This is a genomic window from Streptomyces sp. NPDC058701 (genome assembly GCF_042715295.1).
GTDB lineage: Bacteria > Actinomycetota > Actinomycetes > Streptomycetales > Streptomycetaceae > Streptomyces.
This window is the reverse complement of record NZ_JBHXSY010000001.1, coordinates 65,578-80,619: the sequence shown is the minus strand read 5'-3', so window position 1 is coordinate 80,619 and position 15,042 is coordinate 65,578. Positions and strand designations below refer to the sequence as shown.

General features: G+C 70.3%; 17 protein-coding genes. 13 read left to right on the top strand and 4 right to left on the bottom strand.

The genetic code is table 11. The features are described 5' to 3' along the window. Positions 1–20 precede the first annotated feature (20 nt). Together ACFWW8_RS00410 and ACFWW8_RS00405 are read right to left on the bottom strand one after the other, a co-directional pair. Positions 21–803, bottom strand: a complete 783-nt coding sequence (locus ACFWW8_RS00410) for an ABC transporter permease (RefSeq protein ID WP_386521591.1) — start codon at positions 801–803, stop codon at positions 21–23. After that, positions 800–1,726, bottom strand: a complete 927-nt coding sequence (locus ACFWW8_RS00405) for an ABC transporter ATP-binding protein (RefSeq protein ID WP_386521589.1) — start codon at positions 1,724–1,726, stop codon at positions 800–802. Before ACFWW8_RS00405 ends, ACFWW8_RS00410 begins: the two co-directional genes overlap by 4 nt. Positions 1,727–1,795: 69 nt before the next feature. On the opposite strand from ACFWW8_RS00405, the gene ACFWW8_RS00400 reads away from it, so the two are divergent. The 13 genes from ACFWW8_RS00400 to dapD all read left to right on the top strand — a co-directional run bounded on the left by ACFWW8_RS00400 (position 1,796) and on the right by dapD (position 12,349). Further along, positions 1,796–2,110, top strand: a complete 315-nt coding sequence (locus tag ACFWW8_RS00400; RefSeq protein ID WP_386521587.1) for a hypothetical protein — start codon at positions 1,796–1,798, stop codon at positions 2,108–2,110. A gap of 4 nt (positions 2,111–2,114) precedes the next feature. Further along, on the top strand, positions 2,115–2,876 hold the full coding sequence (locus tag ACFWW8_RS00395) for a helix-turn-helix transcriptional regulator (RefSeq protein WP_386521584.1): 762 nt from the start codon (positions 2,115–2,117) through the stop codon (positions 2,874–2,876). Further along, a complete protein-coding gene (gene sufB, locus ACFWW8_RS00390) occupies positions 2,873–4,288 on the top strand; it encodes a Fe-S cluster assembly protein SufB (RefSeq protein WP_386521581.1) in 1,416 nt (471 codons plus the stop codon). The genes ACFWW8_RS00395 and sufB overlap by 4 nt, the downstream gene beginning before the upstream one ends. Before the next feature lie 78 nt (positions 4,289–4,366). Next, the gene (gene sufD, locus ACFWW8_RS00385) at positions 4,367–5,545 is read left to right on the top strand and encodes a Fe-S cluster assembly protein SufD (RefSeq protein WP_386521578.1); all 1,179 of its coding nucleotides are present in this window, start codon (positions 4,367–4,369) and stop codon (positions 5,543–5,545) included. Continuing rightward, positions 5,545–5,862, top strand: a complete 318-nt coding sequence (locus ACFWW8_RS00380) for a bifunctional 3-phenylpropionate/cinnamic acid dioxygenase ferredoxin subunit (protein WP_386521575.1) — start codon at positions 5,545–5,547, stop codon at positions 5,860–5,862. Before sufD ends, ACFWW8_RS00380 begins: the two co-directional genes overlap by 1 nt. 7 nt (positions 5,863–5,869) lie before the next feature. Further along, the gene (gene sufC, locus ACFWW8_RS00375) at positions 5,870–6,643 is read left to right on the top strand and encodes a Fe-S cluster assembly ATPase SufC (RefSeq protein ID WP_267722352.1); all 774 of its coding nucleotides are present in this window, start codon (positions 5,870–5,872) and stop codon (positions 6,641–6,643) included. Next, positions 6,640–7,896, top strand: a complete 1,257-nt coding sequence (locus ACFWW8_RS00370) for a cysteine desulfurase (protein WP_386521572.1) — start codon at positions 6,640–6,642, stop codon at positions 7,894–7,896. The genes sufC and ACFWW8_RS00370 overlap by 4 nt, the downstream gene beginning before the upstream one ends. Before the next feature lie 31 nt (positions 7,897–7,927). Then, positions 7,928–8,389 carry a Fe-S cluster assembly sulfur transfer protein SufU gene (gene sufU, locus ACFWW8_RS00365; protein ID WP_386521569.1) on the top strand — a complete coding sequence of 154 codons (462 nt, stop codon included), beginning with the start codon at positions 7,928–7,930 and terminating at the stop codon, positions 8,387–8,389. Beyond that, positions 8,386–8,730 carry a metal-sulfur cluster assembly factor gene (locus tag ACFWW8_RS00360; protein WP_008741046.1) on the top strand — a complete coding sequence of 115 codons (345 nt, stop codon included), beginning with the start codon at positions 8,386–8,388 and terminating at the stop codon, positions 8,728–8,730. The genes sufU and ACFWW8_RS00360 overlap by 4 nt, the downstream gene beginning before the upstream one ends. Positions 8,731–8,925: 195 nt before the next feature. Beyond that, a complete protein-coding gene (locus tag ACFWW8_RS00355) occupies positions 8,926–10,320 on the top strand; it encodes a hypothetical protein (protein ID WP_386521565.1) in 1,395 nt (464 codons plus the stop codon). 49 nt (positions 10,321–10,369) lie between these two features. Continuing rightward, positions 10,370–10,693: a DMT family transporter gene (locus ACFWW8_RS00350; protein ID WP_386521563.1), complete on the top strand. Its 324-nt coding sequence runs from the start codon at positions 10,370–10,372 to the stop codon at positions 10,691–10,693. Next, the gene (locus ACFWW8_RS00345) at positions 10,693–11,244 is read left to right on the top strand and encodes a TetR/AcrR family transcriptional regulator (protein ID WP_386521560.1); all 552 of its coding nucleotides are present in this window, start codon (positions 10,693–10,695) and stop codon (positions 11,242–11,244) included. Before ACFWW8_RS00350 ends, ACFWW8_RS00345 begins: the two co-directional genes overlap by 1 nt. Positions 11,245–11,368: 124 nt before the next feature. Continuing rightward, a complete protein-coding gene (gene dapD / locus ACFWW8_RS00340) occupies positions 11,369–12,349 on the top strand; it encodes a 2,3,4,5-tetrahydropyridine-2,6-dicarboxylate N-succinyltransferase (RefSeq protein WP_386521557.1) in 981 nt (326 codons plus the stop codon). A 151-nt stretch (positions 12,350–12,500) separates the two neighbouring features. Here the strand turns inward: dapD and ACFWW8_RS00335 are convergent, their stop codons facing one another. Then, a complete protein-coding gene (locus ACFWW8_RS00335) occupies positions 12,501–12,785 on the bottom strand; it encodes a hypothetical protein (protein ID WP_386521555.1) in 285 nt (94 codons plus the stop codon). Between the two features lie 255 nt (positions 12,786–13,040). Beyond that, a complete protein-coding gene (locus ACFWW8_RS00330; RefSeq protein ID WP_386521552.1) occupies positions 13,041–14,882 on the bottom strand; it encodes an endonuclease/exonuclease/phosphatase family protein in 1,842 nt (613 codons plus the stop codon). Between the last annotated feature and the right edge of the window lie 160 nt (positions 14,883–15,042).

The following is a 15,042-nucleotide window of genomic DNA, read 5'->3' as shown; positions in this document are numbered from 1 at the left end:
CGGACCGCAGCGGAAGGGATTCACTCCCAGCGGAACAGCCGCGCCGCGGCCCCCAGGCCGAGCACGGCCCAGCCCGCCAGGACGGCGGCCGTGCCCCACGGCAGCGCGGCGCCGTCCTGGAGCACCGCGCGCAGCCCGTCGGACAGGGCCGAGATGGGCAGCAGCTCCAGTACGGAGCGGACCGCGTCCGGGAACTTCTCCAGGGGCACGATCACCCCGCCGCCGACCAGCAGCAGGAGGAAGACGAGGTTGGCGGCGGCCAGGGTCATCTCGGCCTTGAGGGTGCCGGCCATCAGCAGTCCGAGCCCGGAGAACGCCGCGGTGCCCAGCAGGATCAGGGCGAGGACCGACAGCGGGTTCCCGTGCGGGGACCAGCCGAGCGCGAGCGCGATCACCGTCAGCAGAGCGATCTGCAGCACCTCGGTGACCAGCACCGACAGCGTCTTGGCGGCCATCAGCGCCCAGCGCGGCAGCGGGGAGGCCCCGAGCCGCTTCAGGACCCCGTAGCGGCGGTCGAACCCGGTGGCGATGGCCTGGCCGGTGAAGGCGGTGGACATCACGGCGAGCGCCAGGATCCCCGGGGCCAGGAAGTCCACGGACGTGCCCGTGCCGTCCCGGCCGGCCGGCACGCTGATGATGTCGACGGCGGAGAACAGCACCAGCAGCAGCGCCGGGATGATCACGGTGAGCAGCAGCTGCTCCCCGTTGCGCAGCAGCATCCGGGTCTCCAGTGCCGTCTGCGCGAGGATCATGCGGGAGACGGGCGCGGCCCCCGGGGCGGGGGTGAACGTACCGGCGCTCATGCGCGCAGCTCCTTGCCGGTCAGTTCCAGGAAGACGTCTTCGAGCGTGTGCCGCTCCACCGAGAGGCTGTCCGGCATCACGCCGTGCTGGGCGCACCAGGAGGCGACGGTGGCCAGCAGCTGAGGGTGGACGTCGCCGGTGACCCGGTAGACGCCGGCGGTCAGCTCGACGGCCCCGGTGCCGTCGGGGAGCGCCTTCAGCAGCGAGCCGAGGTCGAGGGCGGGGCGGCCGGTGAAGCGCAGGGTGTTCTCGGCGCCGCCGCGGCACAGCTGCTCGGGGCTGCCGTGGGCGATGACCCGGCCCGCGTCCACGATGGCGACCTCGTCGGCGAGCTGTTCCGCCTCGTCCATGTGATGGGTGGTGAGGACGACGGTGACCCCGTCGGCGCGCAGCTCCCGTACGAGGTCCCAGGTCGCGCGCCGGGCCTGCGGGTCGAGTCCGGCGGTGGGCTCGTCCAGGAAGACCAGCTCGGGTCGGCCGACCACGGCCATGGCCAGCGCCAGGCGCTGCTGCTGCCCGCCGGAGAGCCGGCGGTAGGGGGTGCGGCCGCAGCCGCCGAGGCCGAGGCGCTCCACCAGGGGGTCCACGTCGAGCGGACGGGCGTACAGCGTGGCCATGTGGCGCAGCATCTCGACGGCGCGGGCCCCGGAGTAGACGCCGCCGGACTGGAGCATCACGCCGATCCGCGGGCGCAGCCGGGCGGCCTGGGCCACCGGGTCGAGGCCGAGGACGCGGACGGTTCCGGCGTCGGGCCGGCGGTAGCCCTCGCAGGTCTCCACGGTGGTCGTCTTGCCCGCGCCGTTGGGGCCGAGGACCGCGGTGACGGAGGCCCTCCGGACGGTGAGGTCCAGGCCGTCCACCGCGTTCCTGGGGCCGTAGCGCTTCACCAGTCCGCGGATCTCCACGGCGGGGTCGTTGCTCATGGGGGATGAGTCTACGGAGCCGCGGGAGGGGTCCTCGGTCCCGGGGTCGAGGGGCCACGGGCGGTCTTCGTGGCCGTGGGATTCGAACACCGCGTCGCGAATACGGCTCTTTTCAGCCTTGCGATCCTGGATGGATCAGTCGGTTTCGGTGATCTTTTCCGGAACCTCATGTTTATCGTGCCGGGGAACGTCGTGGGCGGAAGTCTGCTGGTGGGAGCCGGTGTACCGGGTCACGGGAGGGTTCCGGCGAGAGAGCGGAGTGTTTCCCTCCGAATAACTTTTCATCACTCTGCGTCGACAAATAAGGTAACCCTTAGTGATGGAGGCCACCAGAGGCGGCCGTGGACACCGCTTGTCGCACGGCGGTTAATTACGCAACAATAGCGTTGTGAAATACGGCGAACGGCAGATCGAGACCCCCCAGGGGGAGCTCGCGACCGGGGAGCGGTCAACCCGCAACCGGGTCGCGCGGTCCATCCTGGACCACGGTCCGTCCACCGTCGCCGACCTCGCCAAGCGCCTCGGCCTCACCCAGGCCGCCGTTCGCCGCCACCTCGACACGCTCGTCGCCGACGACGTGGTCGCACCCCGTGAGCAGCGCGTGTACGGCACGCGCGCCCGGGGCCGGCCCGCCAAGGCCTTCGCGCTGACCGACTGCGGCCGCGACGCCTTCGACCAGTCCTACGACACGCTCGCCGCCGACGCCCTGCGCTGGATCGCGCAGTCCGTCGGAGGCGGGGAGCGGGGGGAGGCGGCGGTCGCCGCCTTCGCCCGGTCGCGGATGGAGACGCAGGCGCTGGCCTACCGGGACGCCGTGGAAGCGGCCGCTCCGGACGGCCGCACGGAGGCCCTGGCCAAGGCGTTGACCGCGGACGGGTACGCTGCTACGGCGAAGAGCGCTCCCGGTCCGCACAGCGGCGAACAGCTCTGCCAGCACCACTGCCCGGTCGCACACGTAGCCGAGCAGTTCCCGCAGCTCTGCGAGGCGGAGACCGAGGTCTTCTCCCGCCTGCTCGGGACACATGTGCAGCGCCTCGCCACGATCGCCCACGGCGACGGAGTGTGCACGACGTTCATTCCGCGCAGCGCGAGCGCGACACAGACCGACACATCAGCATCTGCACGTACGGCCGGGAGGAACCCCGCATGACCACGGAGACTGCTCACCCTGAGCTCGATGGCCTGGGCACCTACGAATACGGCTGGGCCGACTCCGACGCGGCCGGCTCCGCTGCCAAGCGAGGTCTGTCCGAGGAGGTCGTCCGCGACATCTCGGCGAAGAAGTCCGAGCCGGAGTGGATGCTGAACCTCCGTCTCAAGGGCCTCAAGCTGTTCGGCAAGAAGCCCATGCCCAACTGGGGTTCCGACCTCTCGGGCATCGACTTCGACAACATCAAGTACTTCGTGCGTTCCACCGAGAAGCAGGCCGCTTCGTGGGAGGACCTGCCGGAGGACATCAAGAACACGTACGACAAGCTCGGCATCCCCGAGGCGGAGAAGCAGCGCCTCGTCGCGGGCGTCGCGGCCCAGTACGAGTCCGAGGTCGTCTACCACCAGATCCGCGAGGACCTGGAGGAGCAGGGCGTCATCTTCCTCGACACGGACACCGCGCTCAAGCAGCACCCCGAGCTCTTCCAGGAGTACTTCGGCACGGTCATCCCGGTCGGCGACAACAAGTTCGCGTCGCTGAACACCGCGGTGTGGTCCGGCGGCTCCTTCATCTACGTCCCCAAGGGCGTGAAGGTCGACATCCCGCTCCAGGCCTACTTCCGCATCAACACGGAGAACATGGGCCAGTTCGAGCGGACGCTGATCATCGTCGACGAGGACGCGTACGTCCACTACGTCGAGGGCTGCACCGCCCCGATCTACTCCTCGGACTCGCTGCACAGCGCCGTGGTGGAGATCATCGTGAAGAAGGGCGGCCGCTGCCGCTACACGACCATCCAGAACTGGTCGAACAACGTCTACAACCTGGTCACCAAGCGCGCCGTGGCGTACGAGGGCGCGACCATGGAGTGGGTCGACGGCAACATCGGTTCCAAGGTCACGATGAAGTACCCGGCCGTCTACCTGATGGGCGAGCACGCCAAGGGCGAGACCCTTTCCATCGCCTTCGCGGGCGAGGGCCAGCACCAGGACGCCGGCTCCAAGATGGTCCACATGGCGCCGAACACCTCCTCGAACATCGTCTCGAAGTCGGTGGCCCGCGGCGGCGGCCGCACCTCGTACCGCGGTCTGGTCGAGATCGGCGAGGGCGCCCACGGCTCGAAGTCCAACGTGCTGTGCGACGCGCTCCTGGTCGACACGATCTCCCGCTCCGACACGTACCCCTACGTGGACGTCCGCGAGGACGACGTGTCCATGGGCCACGAGGCGACCGTCTCCAAGGTCTCCGACGACCAGCTCTTCTACCTGATGAGCCGCGGACTGACCGAGTTCGAGGCCATGGCGATGATCGTGCGCGGCTTCGTCGAGCCGATCGCCCGCGAGCTCCCGATGGAGTACGCGCTGGAGCTCAACCGGCTGATCGAGCTGCAGATGGAGGGCTCGGTCGGCTAGTCCCCGACCGCCCCGCGCATCCGCAGCGGATTCTTCGACGTAGGCACGCTTTACAAGAGAGTGAGCAAGACGACAGCCATGGCTGAGGCTCAGAACATTCCGGCGGGTTCCACCACTGCCGGCGCGATCGCGGTGGCCGCCGAGTCCACCGTCGCCACCCGGATGAGCGCGCCCCCGTCCTTCGACGTGGCCGACTTCCCGGTTCCGAACGGCCGCGAGGAGGAGTGGCGGTTCACCCCGCTCGCCCGCCTCAAGGGCCTGCACGACGGCACCGCGGTCGCCAACGGCACCATGAAGGCCCAGATCGACGCGCCCGACGTGGTGACGGTCGAGTCGGTGGAGCGCGGCGACGCGCGCATCGGCAAGGCCGGCGCCCCGGTGGACCGGGTCGCCGCCCAGGCGTTCTCGTCCTTCACCAAGGCCACGGTCGTCACCGTGCCCAAGGAGGCCGTCCTGACCGAGCCGGTGCGCGTCGCGCTGCACGGCGAGGGCGGCACGACCTTCGGCCACACGGTCTTCGACGTCCAGGCGTTCGCCGAGGCCGTCGTCGTCATCGACCACACCGGTGACGGCGTGCGCGCCGCCAACGTGGACTTCCTCGTCGGCGACGGCGCCAAGCTCACCGTCGTGTCCGTGCAGGACTGGGACGACACCGCCGTCCACGTCTCCCAGCACAACGCGCTGATCGGCCGCGACGCGACCTTCAAGTCGATCGTCGTCACCTTCGGCGGCGACCTGGTACGGCTGCACCCGCGCGTGACCTACGCCGGCCCCGGCGGCGAAGCCGAGCTCTTCGGCCTGTACTTCACGGACGCCGGGCAGCACCAGGAGCACCGCCTCCTGGTCGACCACAGTGCCCCGCACTGCAAGTCGAACGTGGTCTACAAGGGTGCGCTCCAGGGCCAGGACGCCCACGCGGTCTGGATCGGTGACGTGCTCATCGAGAAGACCGCCGAGGGCACCGACACCTACGAGATGAACCGCAACCTCGTCCTCACGGACGGCGCGCGCGTCGACTCGGTGCCGAACCTGGAGATCGAGACCGGCGAGATCGTCGGCGCCGGCCACGCCTCCGCGACCGGCCGCTTCGACGACGAGCAGCTCTTCTACCTCCAGTCCCGCGGCATCCCGGCCGACGAGGCCCGCCGCCTGGTCGTGCGCGGCTTCTTCGCCGAGCTCGTCCAGCAGATCGGTGTCGACGACATCGAGGAGCGCCTGCTCTCCAAGATCGAGACCGAGCTCCAGGGTTCCGTCTGATGAACTACGTCAAGGCCTGTGCGCTGAGCGAGCTGGAAGCGGACACCCCCAAGCGGGTCGAGCTCGACGGCACGCCGGTGTCCATCGTCTCCACCGAGGGGGAGGTGTTCGCGATCAACGACGTCTGCTCGCACGCGAACGTGTCCCTCTCGGAGGGCGAGGTCGAGGACTGCATGATCGAGTGCTGGTTGCACGGGTCGTCCTTCGACCTGCGCACCGGAAAGCCGTCCGGCCTGCCCGCGACGCGCCCCGTACCCGTATACCCCGTAAAGATCGAAGGGGACGACGTGCTCGTCTCCCTCACCCAGGAGTCCTGAGGTATCCATGGCAACGCTTGAAATCCACGACCTGCACGTCACCGTCGAGACCGGCGACTCGGCGACTGGTGCCCGCGAGATCCTCAAGGGCGTCGACCTCACCGTCAAGCAGGGTGAGACGCACGCCATCATGGGTCCGAACGGCTCCGGCAAGTCCACCCTGGCGTACTCGCTCGCCGGTCACCCGAAGTACACCATCACCGGTGGCACCGTGACCCTCGACGGCGAAGACGTCCTGGAGATGTCCGTAGACGAGCGCGCCCGCGCCGGCCTGTTCCTCGCCATGCAGTACCCGGTCGAGGTCCCCGGCGTCTCGGTCTCCAACTTCCTGCGCACGTCGGCCACCGCCATCCGCGGCGAGGCGCCGAAGCTGCGCACCTGGGTGAAGGAGGTCAAGGCCGCCATGGAGCAGCTCTCCATGGACACCTCCTTCGCCGAGCGCAACGTGAACGAGGGCTTCTCCGGCGGTGAGAAGAAGCGCCACGAGATCCTCCAGCTGGAGCTCCTCAAGCCGAAGATCGCGATCCTCGACGAGACCGACTCCGGCCTGGACGTCGACGCCCTGCGCGTCGTCTCCGAGGGCGTCAACCGGGTCCGCGAGGGTGGCGAGGTCGGCACGCTGCTGATCACCCACTACACGCGCATCCTGCGCTACATCAAGCCCGACTTCGTTCACGTGTTCGCGAACGGCCGCATCGCCGAGTCCGGTGGCGCCGAGCTCGCCGACCAGCTGGAGGCCGAGGGCTACGACAAGTACGTGAAGGGTGGCGCGACCGCGTGACACAGCTGCCTGGCCTCCTCGACACCGAGGCGATCCGCAAGGACTTCCCCCTGCTGGATCGTGTGGTCCACGACGGGAAGAAGATCGTTTATCTGGACAACGCGGCGACTTCGCAGAAGCCGCGCCAGGTGCTCGACGCGCTGAACGAGTACTACGAGCAGCACAACGCCAACGTCCACCGTGGCGTGCACGTGCTCGCCGAGGAGGCCACGGCGCTGTACGAGGGCGCTCGCGACAAGGTCGCCGCCTTCATCAACGCTCCGAGCCGCAACGAGGTGATCTTCACCAAGAACGCCTCGGAGTCGCTCAACCTGGTCGCGAACATGCTCGGCTGGGCGGACGAGCCCTACCGGGTCGACCGCGACACCGAGATCGCCATCACGGAGATGGAGCACCACTCCAACATCGTCCCGTGGCAGCTGCTCGCGCAGCGCACCGGAGCGAAGCTGAAGTGGTTCGGCCTCACCGACGACGGCCGGCTCGACCTGTCCAACATCGAAGAGGTCATCACGGAGAAGACGAAGATCGTCTCCTTCACGCTGGTCTCCAACATCATGGGCACGGTCAACCCGGTCGAGGCGATCGTCCGGCGCGCCCAGGACGTCGGCGCGCTGGTGCTGATCGACGCCTCCCAGGCCGCTCCGCACATGCCGCTGGACGTGCAGGCCCTCGGCGCCGACTTCGTGGCCTTCACCGGCCACAAGATGTGCGGCCCGACCGGCATCGGCGTCCTCTGGGGCCGCCAGGAGCTGCTGGAGGACCTGCCGCCGTTCCTCGGTGGCGGCGAGATGATCGAGACCGTGTCGATGCACGCGTCGACGTACGCCCCGGCGCCGCACAAGTTCGAGGCGGGCACGCCCCCGATCGCCCAGGCCGTCGGCCTCGGCGCGGCCGTGGACTACCTGACCGCGATCGGCATGGACAAGATCGCCGCGCACGAGCACGCGATCACGGAGTACGCGGTCAAGCGCCTCCTGGAGGTGCCCGACCTGCGGATCATCGGCCCCACCACGGCCGAGGACCGCGGCGCCGCGATCTCCTTCACGCTCGGTGACATCCACCCGCACGACGTCGGCCAGGTTCTGGACGAGCAGGGCATCGCGGTCCGCGTGGGACACCACTGCGCGCGCCCGGTCTGCCTGCGGTACGGAATTCCTGCGACGACGCGGGCGTCTTTCTACCTGTACTCCTCTCCGGCCGAGGTCGACGCGCTGATCGACGGCCTGGAGCACGTACGTAACTTCTTCGGATGACGAAGGACACGACGAAGGTGTTGGGGCCGCAGTGAAGCTGGATTCGATGTACCAGGAACTGATCCTGGACCACTACAAGCACCCGCACGGGCGCGGCCTGCGCGACGGCGACGCCGAGGTGCACCACGTCAACCCCACCTGCGGTGACGAGATCACGCTGCGCGTGAAGTACGACGGCGAGACGCTGACCGACGTCTCCTACGAGGGCCAGGGCTGCTCCATCAGCCAGGCCAGCGCGTCCGTGCTGAACGAGCTGCTCGTCGGCAAGGAGCTCGCCGAGGCGCGGAAGATCCAGGAAGTGTTCCTGGAGCTGATGCAGTCCAAGGGCAAGCTGGAGCCGACCGAGGAGATGGAGGAGGTGCTGGAGGACGCGGTCGCGTTCGCCGGCGTCTCCAAGTATCCGGCGCGCGTGAAATGTGCTCTGCTGAGCTGGATGGCCTGGAAGGACGCGACCGCCCAGGCTCTGGGCAGCGCGGAGAGGGAGACGGCATGACCGACAACGCGACGCCCGAGGCGTCGATCAAGCCGGCCACCGAGGAGGAGGTCCGCGAGGCCCTCTACGACGTGGTCGACCCCGAGCTGGGCATCGACGTCGTCAACCTGGGTCTGATCTACGGCATCCACGTCGACGACGCGAACATCGCCACCCTCGACATGACGCTGACGTCCGCGGCGTGCCCGCTGACGGACGTCATCGAGGACCAGGCGAAGTCGGCGACGGACGGAATCGTCAACGAACTTCGCATCAACTGGGTCTGGATGCCCCCGTGGGGCCCGGACAAGATCACGGACGACGGTCGTGAGCAGCTTCGCGCGCTCGGCTTCAACGTCTGATCGACGCCCGCGTGTGAGGGCCCCCGGCACGGTCGTGCCGGGGGCCCTCCCTGTTTTCCGGCCGGTGCTCCGCCGGCGCGTTCCCGCGGCCGCTGTTCTCCGGGTGGACGGGTGGCGTGCACCGGGAGTTGGCCACGGTGGCCGAATCTTCTCGACGGTCGTCACGACGTGACGCAGCACTGGAGAGGACCCCCTGTGACCGTTCGCCTTTCACCGGCCCGCCGCCTGGGCGCCGCGGGCGCCGCGGGGGCCGCGGCCCTGCTCGTCGCGGGGCTGGGCGCCCCCGCGCACGCCGCCGGGTACGCCGACCCGACGATCGCGCTGTCCGCCACGCACCTCAGCGGCGCGGTGGGCGCGTACGGCGACCCGTCCGTGACGGTGGACGTCGAGCAGGCCGGGCTGCCGGCCGGCCTGCTGCGGCTGAGGGTGCTGTCGTCCAGCAACCCCTCGGTGGCGGGCGCGGGCGACGTACGGCAGGAGCGGACCCGGACGGGTGACCGGACCCTGACCGTGCGGGCCCGGGCGCAGGGGTACACCGACCTGGTCCTGGAGGTGACCGGCCGCGGCGGGAAGACCGCGACCGCGACGCTGTCCTACGCCGCGTCGGCGCGGGTCGCCGGGGCGTCGGCCACCCGCTACTTCACCGGGTCCTCGGACGCCTCCGCCGCGATCGACGCGGGCGGCGGGCACGTGCTGGTGGCCGACGACGAGTCCAACGTGCTGCGGCTGTACGACCGTTCCCGCTCGGGCGCGCCGGTGAAGACCTGGGACCTCGGCCCGGCCCTGGGCTGGAAGAAGGAGGCCGACATCGAGGCGGCCGCCCGGGTGGGCGACACCGTCTACTGGACGGGCTCGCTCGGCAACAACAAGGACGGCAAGTACAAGGCGGAGCGCAACACCGTCTTCACCACCAGGATCACCGGGTCGGGCGCCGCCACCGAGGTCTCCTTCGGCAGCGCCTACAAGGGCCTGCGCGAGGACCTGGTCGCCTGGGACGCGGCGCACGGCAACCGCTACGGCTTCGCGGCCGGGGTGGCGAACGGCCAGGTGCCGAAGCGGATCGACGGCTTCAACGTGGAGGGGCTGGAGTTCGCCCCGGGCTCCACGACCACGGCCTACCTGGGCTTCCGGGCCCCGCTCGCACCGGCGGTGCCGGGCGGCAGGGCACTGGTCGTACCGGTCACGAACATCGACCGGGTCCTGGCGGACGGCGTCACGGCGGTCTTCGGCGAGCCGGTCGAGATGGACCTCGGCGGCCTGGCCGTCCGGGACCTCCGCAAGAACGCGGCCGGGCAGTACCTGATCCTCGCCGGCTCGTTCGCGGCCGACGACAACTCCGACCCGTACGCGCTCTACCAGTGGGACGGCGTCCCCGGCCACGCCCCGAGGAAGCGGGCGGACCTGCCGACGACGGACCCCGGCGGCTGGGAGGCCGTCGTGAACGTGCCCGACCTGCGCGTGCCCGGCGCCCGCGTCCAGCTGATCACCGACAGCGGGTCCGCGGACCTGTACGGGGACGGGACCGAGGCCAAGGACCTGTCGCACGCGGAGTGGAAGAAGGCGCGGGCGGCCTGGTTCACCCTGAGGTGATCCCACTCGATGTGTACGGGCGTACGCAGCTTTGTGTACGCTCGTACACATGCCATACGCACTGCTCGCCGCGGCCATCGCCGCCGAGGTCGCCGGGACCACCGCCATGAAGTACAGCGACGGGTTCACGAAGCTGTGGCCGTCGCTCGGCACGCTGCTGGGGTACGCCATCGCCTTCACCCTGCTCGCGCAGACGCTGAAGACGATGTCGGTCGGCACGGCCTACGCGATCTGGGCGGGCGTGGGAACGGCCGCCATCGCCGCCATCGGCATGCTGTTCCTGGGGGAGGCGGCCAGTGCTGCGAAGATCTGCGGCATCGCGCTGGTGATCGGCGGGGTGGTCCTGCTCAACCTCGGCGGGGCGGCGCACTGATGGCCCCGGGCGCCCGCAGGTACGACCCCGGCCGCCGGCAGCGGATCGTCGACGCGGCCATCCGGGTGGTCGGGGCCAAGGGCATCGCGGGGCTGAGCCACCGCACGGCGGCAGCCGAGGCCGACGTACCGCTCGGGTCGACCACGTACCACTTCCGGACCCTGGACGACCTGCTGGTCGCGGCGCTGCGCCAGGCCAACGAGGGCTTCGCGCGGGCGGTGGAGGACTCCGGGGCCCTGGCCGACCCGGACGCGGACCTCGCGCAGGCGCTGGCCCGGCTGCTGGGCGAGTTCCTGACGGCCGACCGCGGCCGGGCGGAGCTGGAGTACGAGCTGTACCTGGAGGCCCTGCGGCGGCCCGCACTGCGCCCGGTCGCCGCGCAGTGGTGCGAGGCGGTGGCGCGGGCGCTGGAGGCCCGGACGGATCCGGTGACGGCGCGGGCGCTGGTGGCGGTGGTGGACGGCATCGGCCTGCAGGTGCTGCTCACGGACGCGGAGTACGACGAACCGTACGCGCGCGAGGTCCTGGGACGGGTCCTGGGGCGGTGCTGACCGGCGGTACCCGGCTCGTGCGGGCGGCCGTGCGCGCGTTCCGTGCACGTTCCCGTGCGGGGGACACGGACCGGCACATGAGACCGGTTCGCGACCGCGGCCCGTCGCCGGTTAGGTTTCGGGCATGACTGCTACGCGTACCACCGGCGCCGTCGCCGCCGGACTTGCCACCATCACCGCCGACGGCACCGTCCTCGACACCTGGTTCCCCGCCCCCCAGCTGGTCGCCGAGCCCGGCCCGGCCGGCACCGAGCGCCTCACCGCCGAGCAGGCCGTGGAGCTGCTCGGCGCCACCGCGCCGAAGGCGGTCCGCTCGGACGCGGTCCGCGGCGTCGAGGTCGTAGCCGTCCGCACCGTCATCGCCTCCCTCGACGACAAGCCGCTGGACGCGCACGACGCGTACCTGCGCCTGCACCTGCTGAGCCACCGCCTGGTCAAGCCGCACGGCCAGAACCTCGACGGCGTCTTCGGCCTGCTCGCCAACGTCGCCTGGACCTCGCTCGGTCCCGTCGCGGTCGACCAGGTCGAGACGGTCCGCCTCAACGCGCGCGCCGAGGGCCTGCACCTCCAGGTCACCTCGATCGACAAGTTCCCGCGGATGACGGACTACGTCGCCCCCAAGGGCGTGCGGATCGCGGACGCCGACCGCGTCCGCCTCGGCGCGCACCTCGCCGAGGGCACCACCGTGATGCACGAGGGCTTCGTCAACTTCAACGCCGGGACCCTGGGCACCTCCATGGTCGAGGGCCGCATCTCCGCGGGCGTCGTGGTCGGTGACGGCTCGGACATCGGCGGCGGCGCGTCCACCATGGGCACCCTGTCGGGCGGCGGCAAGCAGATCATCTCGATCGGCGAGCGCACCCTGATCGGCGCCGAGGCGGGCGTGGGCATCGCGCTGGGCGACGAATGCGTCGTCGAGGCCGGCCTCTACGTGACCGCGGGCACCCGCGTCACCCTTCCGGACGGCCAGATCGTCAAGGCCCTGGAGCTCTCCGGCGCCCACAACATCCTCTTCCGCCGCAACTCGGTGACCGGCGCCGTCGAGGCCCGCCCGTACAAAGCTGCCTGGGGCGGCCTGAACGAGGTCCTGCACAGCCACAACTGACGCACCACCCCAGGGAGGGGGCCGCGGCCGAGCCGCCGCTCCCGGGGGTCGGTGCCGAAACGCCGCTGAGCGCCCTCCCGGACTCCGGGAGGGCGCTCAGCGGCGTTTCCTGGACCGGGCGATGCCTCGGGGTCCGGATCGGCCCGGTGGCCTAGTGCAGGGGGATCGTGCGGATCAGGCCCGCGAACGCCTGCTGCTCCGCCTCCGTCAGCTCCACCGACTCCATGGGGTGCGCGGCGGAGGTGCGCTGCGCCGGGATGGCCGACAGGCCGTCGAAAACGCCCGGCTCCGGCTGGTGGAAGCGGCTGTCCCACAGCATGTGTCCGAGGCCGACGACCCAGACGAGAGCGGCCACGAACAGGACGGCGAGGCCGATTTCCTGGGCGAGGGAGATGGAGGGGAACACGCGGTCCTCCAGGGAGAGCGGACGGTACAAGGCGGTACAAGACCGGGCGTGCAGACACTCAACACCACAACCGGCAGATTCGGTAGGGATGTGTCGAGTGTCACGCCAGGGCCGAAAGTCCCCAACTCGCCCGTGAAGGGCGGGAAGGGGACGGCGTCCGCGCGGGCCGTGACGGGGCCGGTGGCGGTCCGGTGGCGGGGTCCGATGGCGGGGCAGGGGCCCGGCCGCGGGGGTGCCCCCTCATGGCGGTCGGGGGAGTCGGCCGGGCCCTCTGCGGTCCGGTGGTTACGGACGGAAGCGCAGCACCTGCGGGTCGTGGTCGCTGTTCTGGGCCGAGAACTCCGCGTTGATGTGCACGCTGTCGTACGTGAAGTTCTTGATCGCCGGGCTGGTCAGGATCTGGTCCAGCACCTGCGCGTTGCCCTGGTACACGTACGAGTAACGCTCCGCCTTGGGCAGCGACTTGATGGCCGGGTACAGGGCCCCGCCGTCCGCCAGGGCGTTCGTCGTCGCCGAGAACTCGAAGTCGTTGATGTCACCGACGACCAGGACGTTCGCGTTCTTCTCCGCCGCGAGGATCTCCTTCACGAAGCCGTTCACGGACTGCGCCTGGAGCAGCCGCTTGGCCTCCGAGGAGCGCACCGGCGGCTGGTGGTGCGAGGTCAGGCCCTCGTCGCCGCCCTTGGAGCCGAAGTGGTTGGCGATCACGAAGACCGTCTTGCCGCGGAAGGTGAACTCGCCGGCCAGCGGCTTGCGGCTGTCCGCCCACGCCGGGTTCGCGGGGTCGATGCGGCCGGGGGAGTGGGTCAGGGCGGCCTTGCCCTTCTCCTTGACCACGCCGGTCGCCGTCACCGCGTCGCCCGGGGCGCGCTCGGTGAAGGAGACCCGCGCCGGGTTGTAGAGGAACACCTGGCGGATGTTGCCGCCGGGCTCGCCGCCGTCCTTCTTGTCCTCCGGGTCGACGGTCCGCCACTGGTAGGCCGGGCCGCCCGCCGCCGCGATGGCCGCGGTGAACTTCGTGATCGTCTGCTCGGCCGAGACCGTGCCGTCGTTCTTGGCGCCGTTGTCGTCCTGGATCTCCTCCAGGGCGAGGATGTCGGGGGAGGCCAGGTTCTCCACGACCGCCTTGCCGAGCGCGTCGAACTTCTCCTGCGGGTCGCTCGGGTCGAGGTTCTCGACGTTGTACGTCGCCACCGCGAGCTCGTTGGAGGCCTGCGCCTTGGTCTTCTCGGGGGCGAGGGTGCCCGCCTTGACCGTGCCGAGCGTGCGGGCCACCAGGGTGTAGCCGCCGAACTGGTTGAAGTCCAGCGGGCCTTCGGTGGTGCCGGTCAGGCGGTCGCCGACGTTGGCCACCGGGAAGGGCTGCTGCGCGAGGGGCGCGAGCTGCTGGATCTGGAGGCGGCCGGTGTTCTGGGACTCGTACGAGCCGTAGACCGTCCCGCCGCGCTTGGCGGCGTTCTCCCAGCCCTTCACCGTGACCCACAGCTCCGCGTACGGGTCGGTGGCGCCGACGACGCGCGAGGTGCCGATGCGGACGTTCATCCCCTCGAGGGATTCGTAGTGGTCCAGCGCGTAGCGGGAGGGCTCCAGGGTCAGGCCGTTGATGCTGCCGCCGGCGGCCGGGTCGCCGGCCGGGGCGTACTCGGCGGGGACCGTGTACTCGTTGATCGCGGTGGCCGCGGGCAGGGCGTTGCCCGAGGAGACCACGGTGACGACGGGCTTGGAGATCTGGGTCACGGACTGGTTGCCGGAGTTGACGCCGCCGGGGACGTACTCGCCGACCGTGCCGGAGACCTTGACCGCGTCGCCCACGGCGACGGTCGGGACCGAGCTGGTGAAGACGAACACGCCTTCGCTCGTCGCGTCGTTGTCGTCGGCGTCCGGGTCCTGGATCCAGAAACCGCGCGAGCCGTACGTGCGCACGCCCGTCACGATGCCCTCGACGTCCGCGACCGGCTTGCCGTTGAGCGGGGATATCCGGGTGGTGCCCTGGATGTCGTGGACGCGTATCGGATCGGCGGCGGCGCCGCCTTCGGCCGCGTCGGCGGAGCCCACGAGCAGGCCGGTGGCCAGGGCGGTGGCGACGAGGGCCGCGACGGCGGCGGAACGGGGATGCGAGGAGCGCATGGTCAGGGACTCCGGTGTGGGATGAGGGAACGGCAGGAGGTGCGGCGCGAAGACGTCCGGGGAGTTTGCGGCTCCCGATACATCTACGCGCGTCAATTTCCTGTGTGGCCAGCAAAGTTGTCAAGGGGTCCAGGGAATACGACAGCTGACTGTGTGATGA

Excerpts from the sequence above, each read along its gene's own strand:
- ACFWW8_RS00410 (WP_386521591.1), bottom strand. The coding sequence starts at position 803 with ATGAGCGCCGGTACGTTCACCCCCGCCCCGGGGGCCGCGCCCGTCTCC.
- ACFWW8_RS00405 (WP_386521589.1), bottom strand. The coding sequence starts at position 1,726 with ATGAGCAACGACCCCGCCGTGGAGATCCGCGGACTGGTGAAGCGCTAC.
- sufB (WP_386521581.1), top strand. The coding sequence starts at position 2,873 with ATGACCACGGAGACTGCTCACCCTGAGCTCGATGGCCTGGGCACCTAC.
- sufD (WP_386521578.1), top strand. The coding sequence starts at position 4,367 with ATGGCTGAGGCTCAGAACATTCCGGCGGGTTCCACCACTGCCGGCGCG.
- ACFWW8_RS00380 (WP_386521575.1), top strand. The coding sequence starts at position 5,545 with ATGAACTACGTCAAGGCCTGTGCGCTGAGCGAGCTGGAAGCGGACACC.
- sufC (WP_267722352.1), top strand. The coding sequence starts at position 5,870 with ATGGCAACGCTTGAAATCCACGACCTGCACGTCACCGTCGAGACCGGC.
- ACFWW8_RS00360 (WP_008741046.1), top strand. The coding sequence starts at position 8,386 with ATGACCGACAACGCGACGCCCGAGGCGTCGATCAAGCCGGCCACCGAG.
- ACFWW8_RS00350 (WP_386521563.1), top strand. The coding sequence starts at position 10,370 with ATGCCATACGCACTGCTCGCCGCGGCCATCGCCGCCGAGGTCGCCGGG.
- ACFWW8_RS00345 (WP_386521560.1), top strand. The coding sequence starts at position 10,693 with ATGGCCCCGGGCGCCCGCAGGTACGACCCCGGCCGCCGGCAGCGGATC.
- dapD (WP_386521557.1), top strand. The coding sequence starts at position 11,369 with ATGACTGCTACGCGTACCACCGGCGCCGTCGCCGCCGGACTTGCCACC.
- ACFWW8_RS00330 (WP_386521552.1), bottom strand. The coding sequence starts at position 14,882 with ATGCGCTCCTCGCATCCCCGTTCCGCCGCCGTCGCGGCCCTCGTCGCC.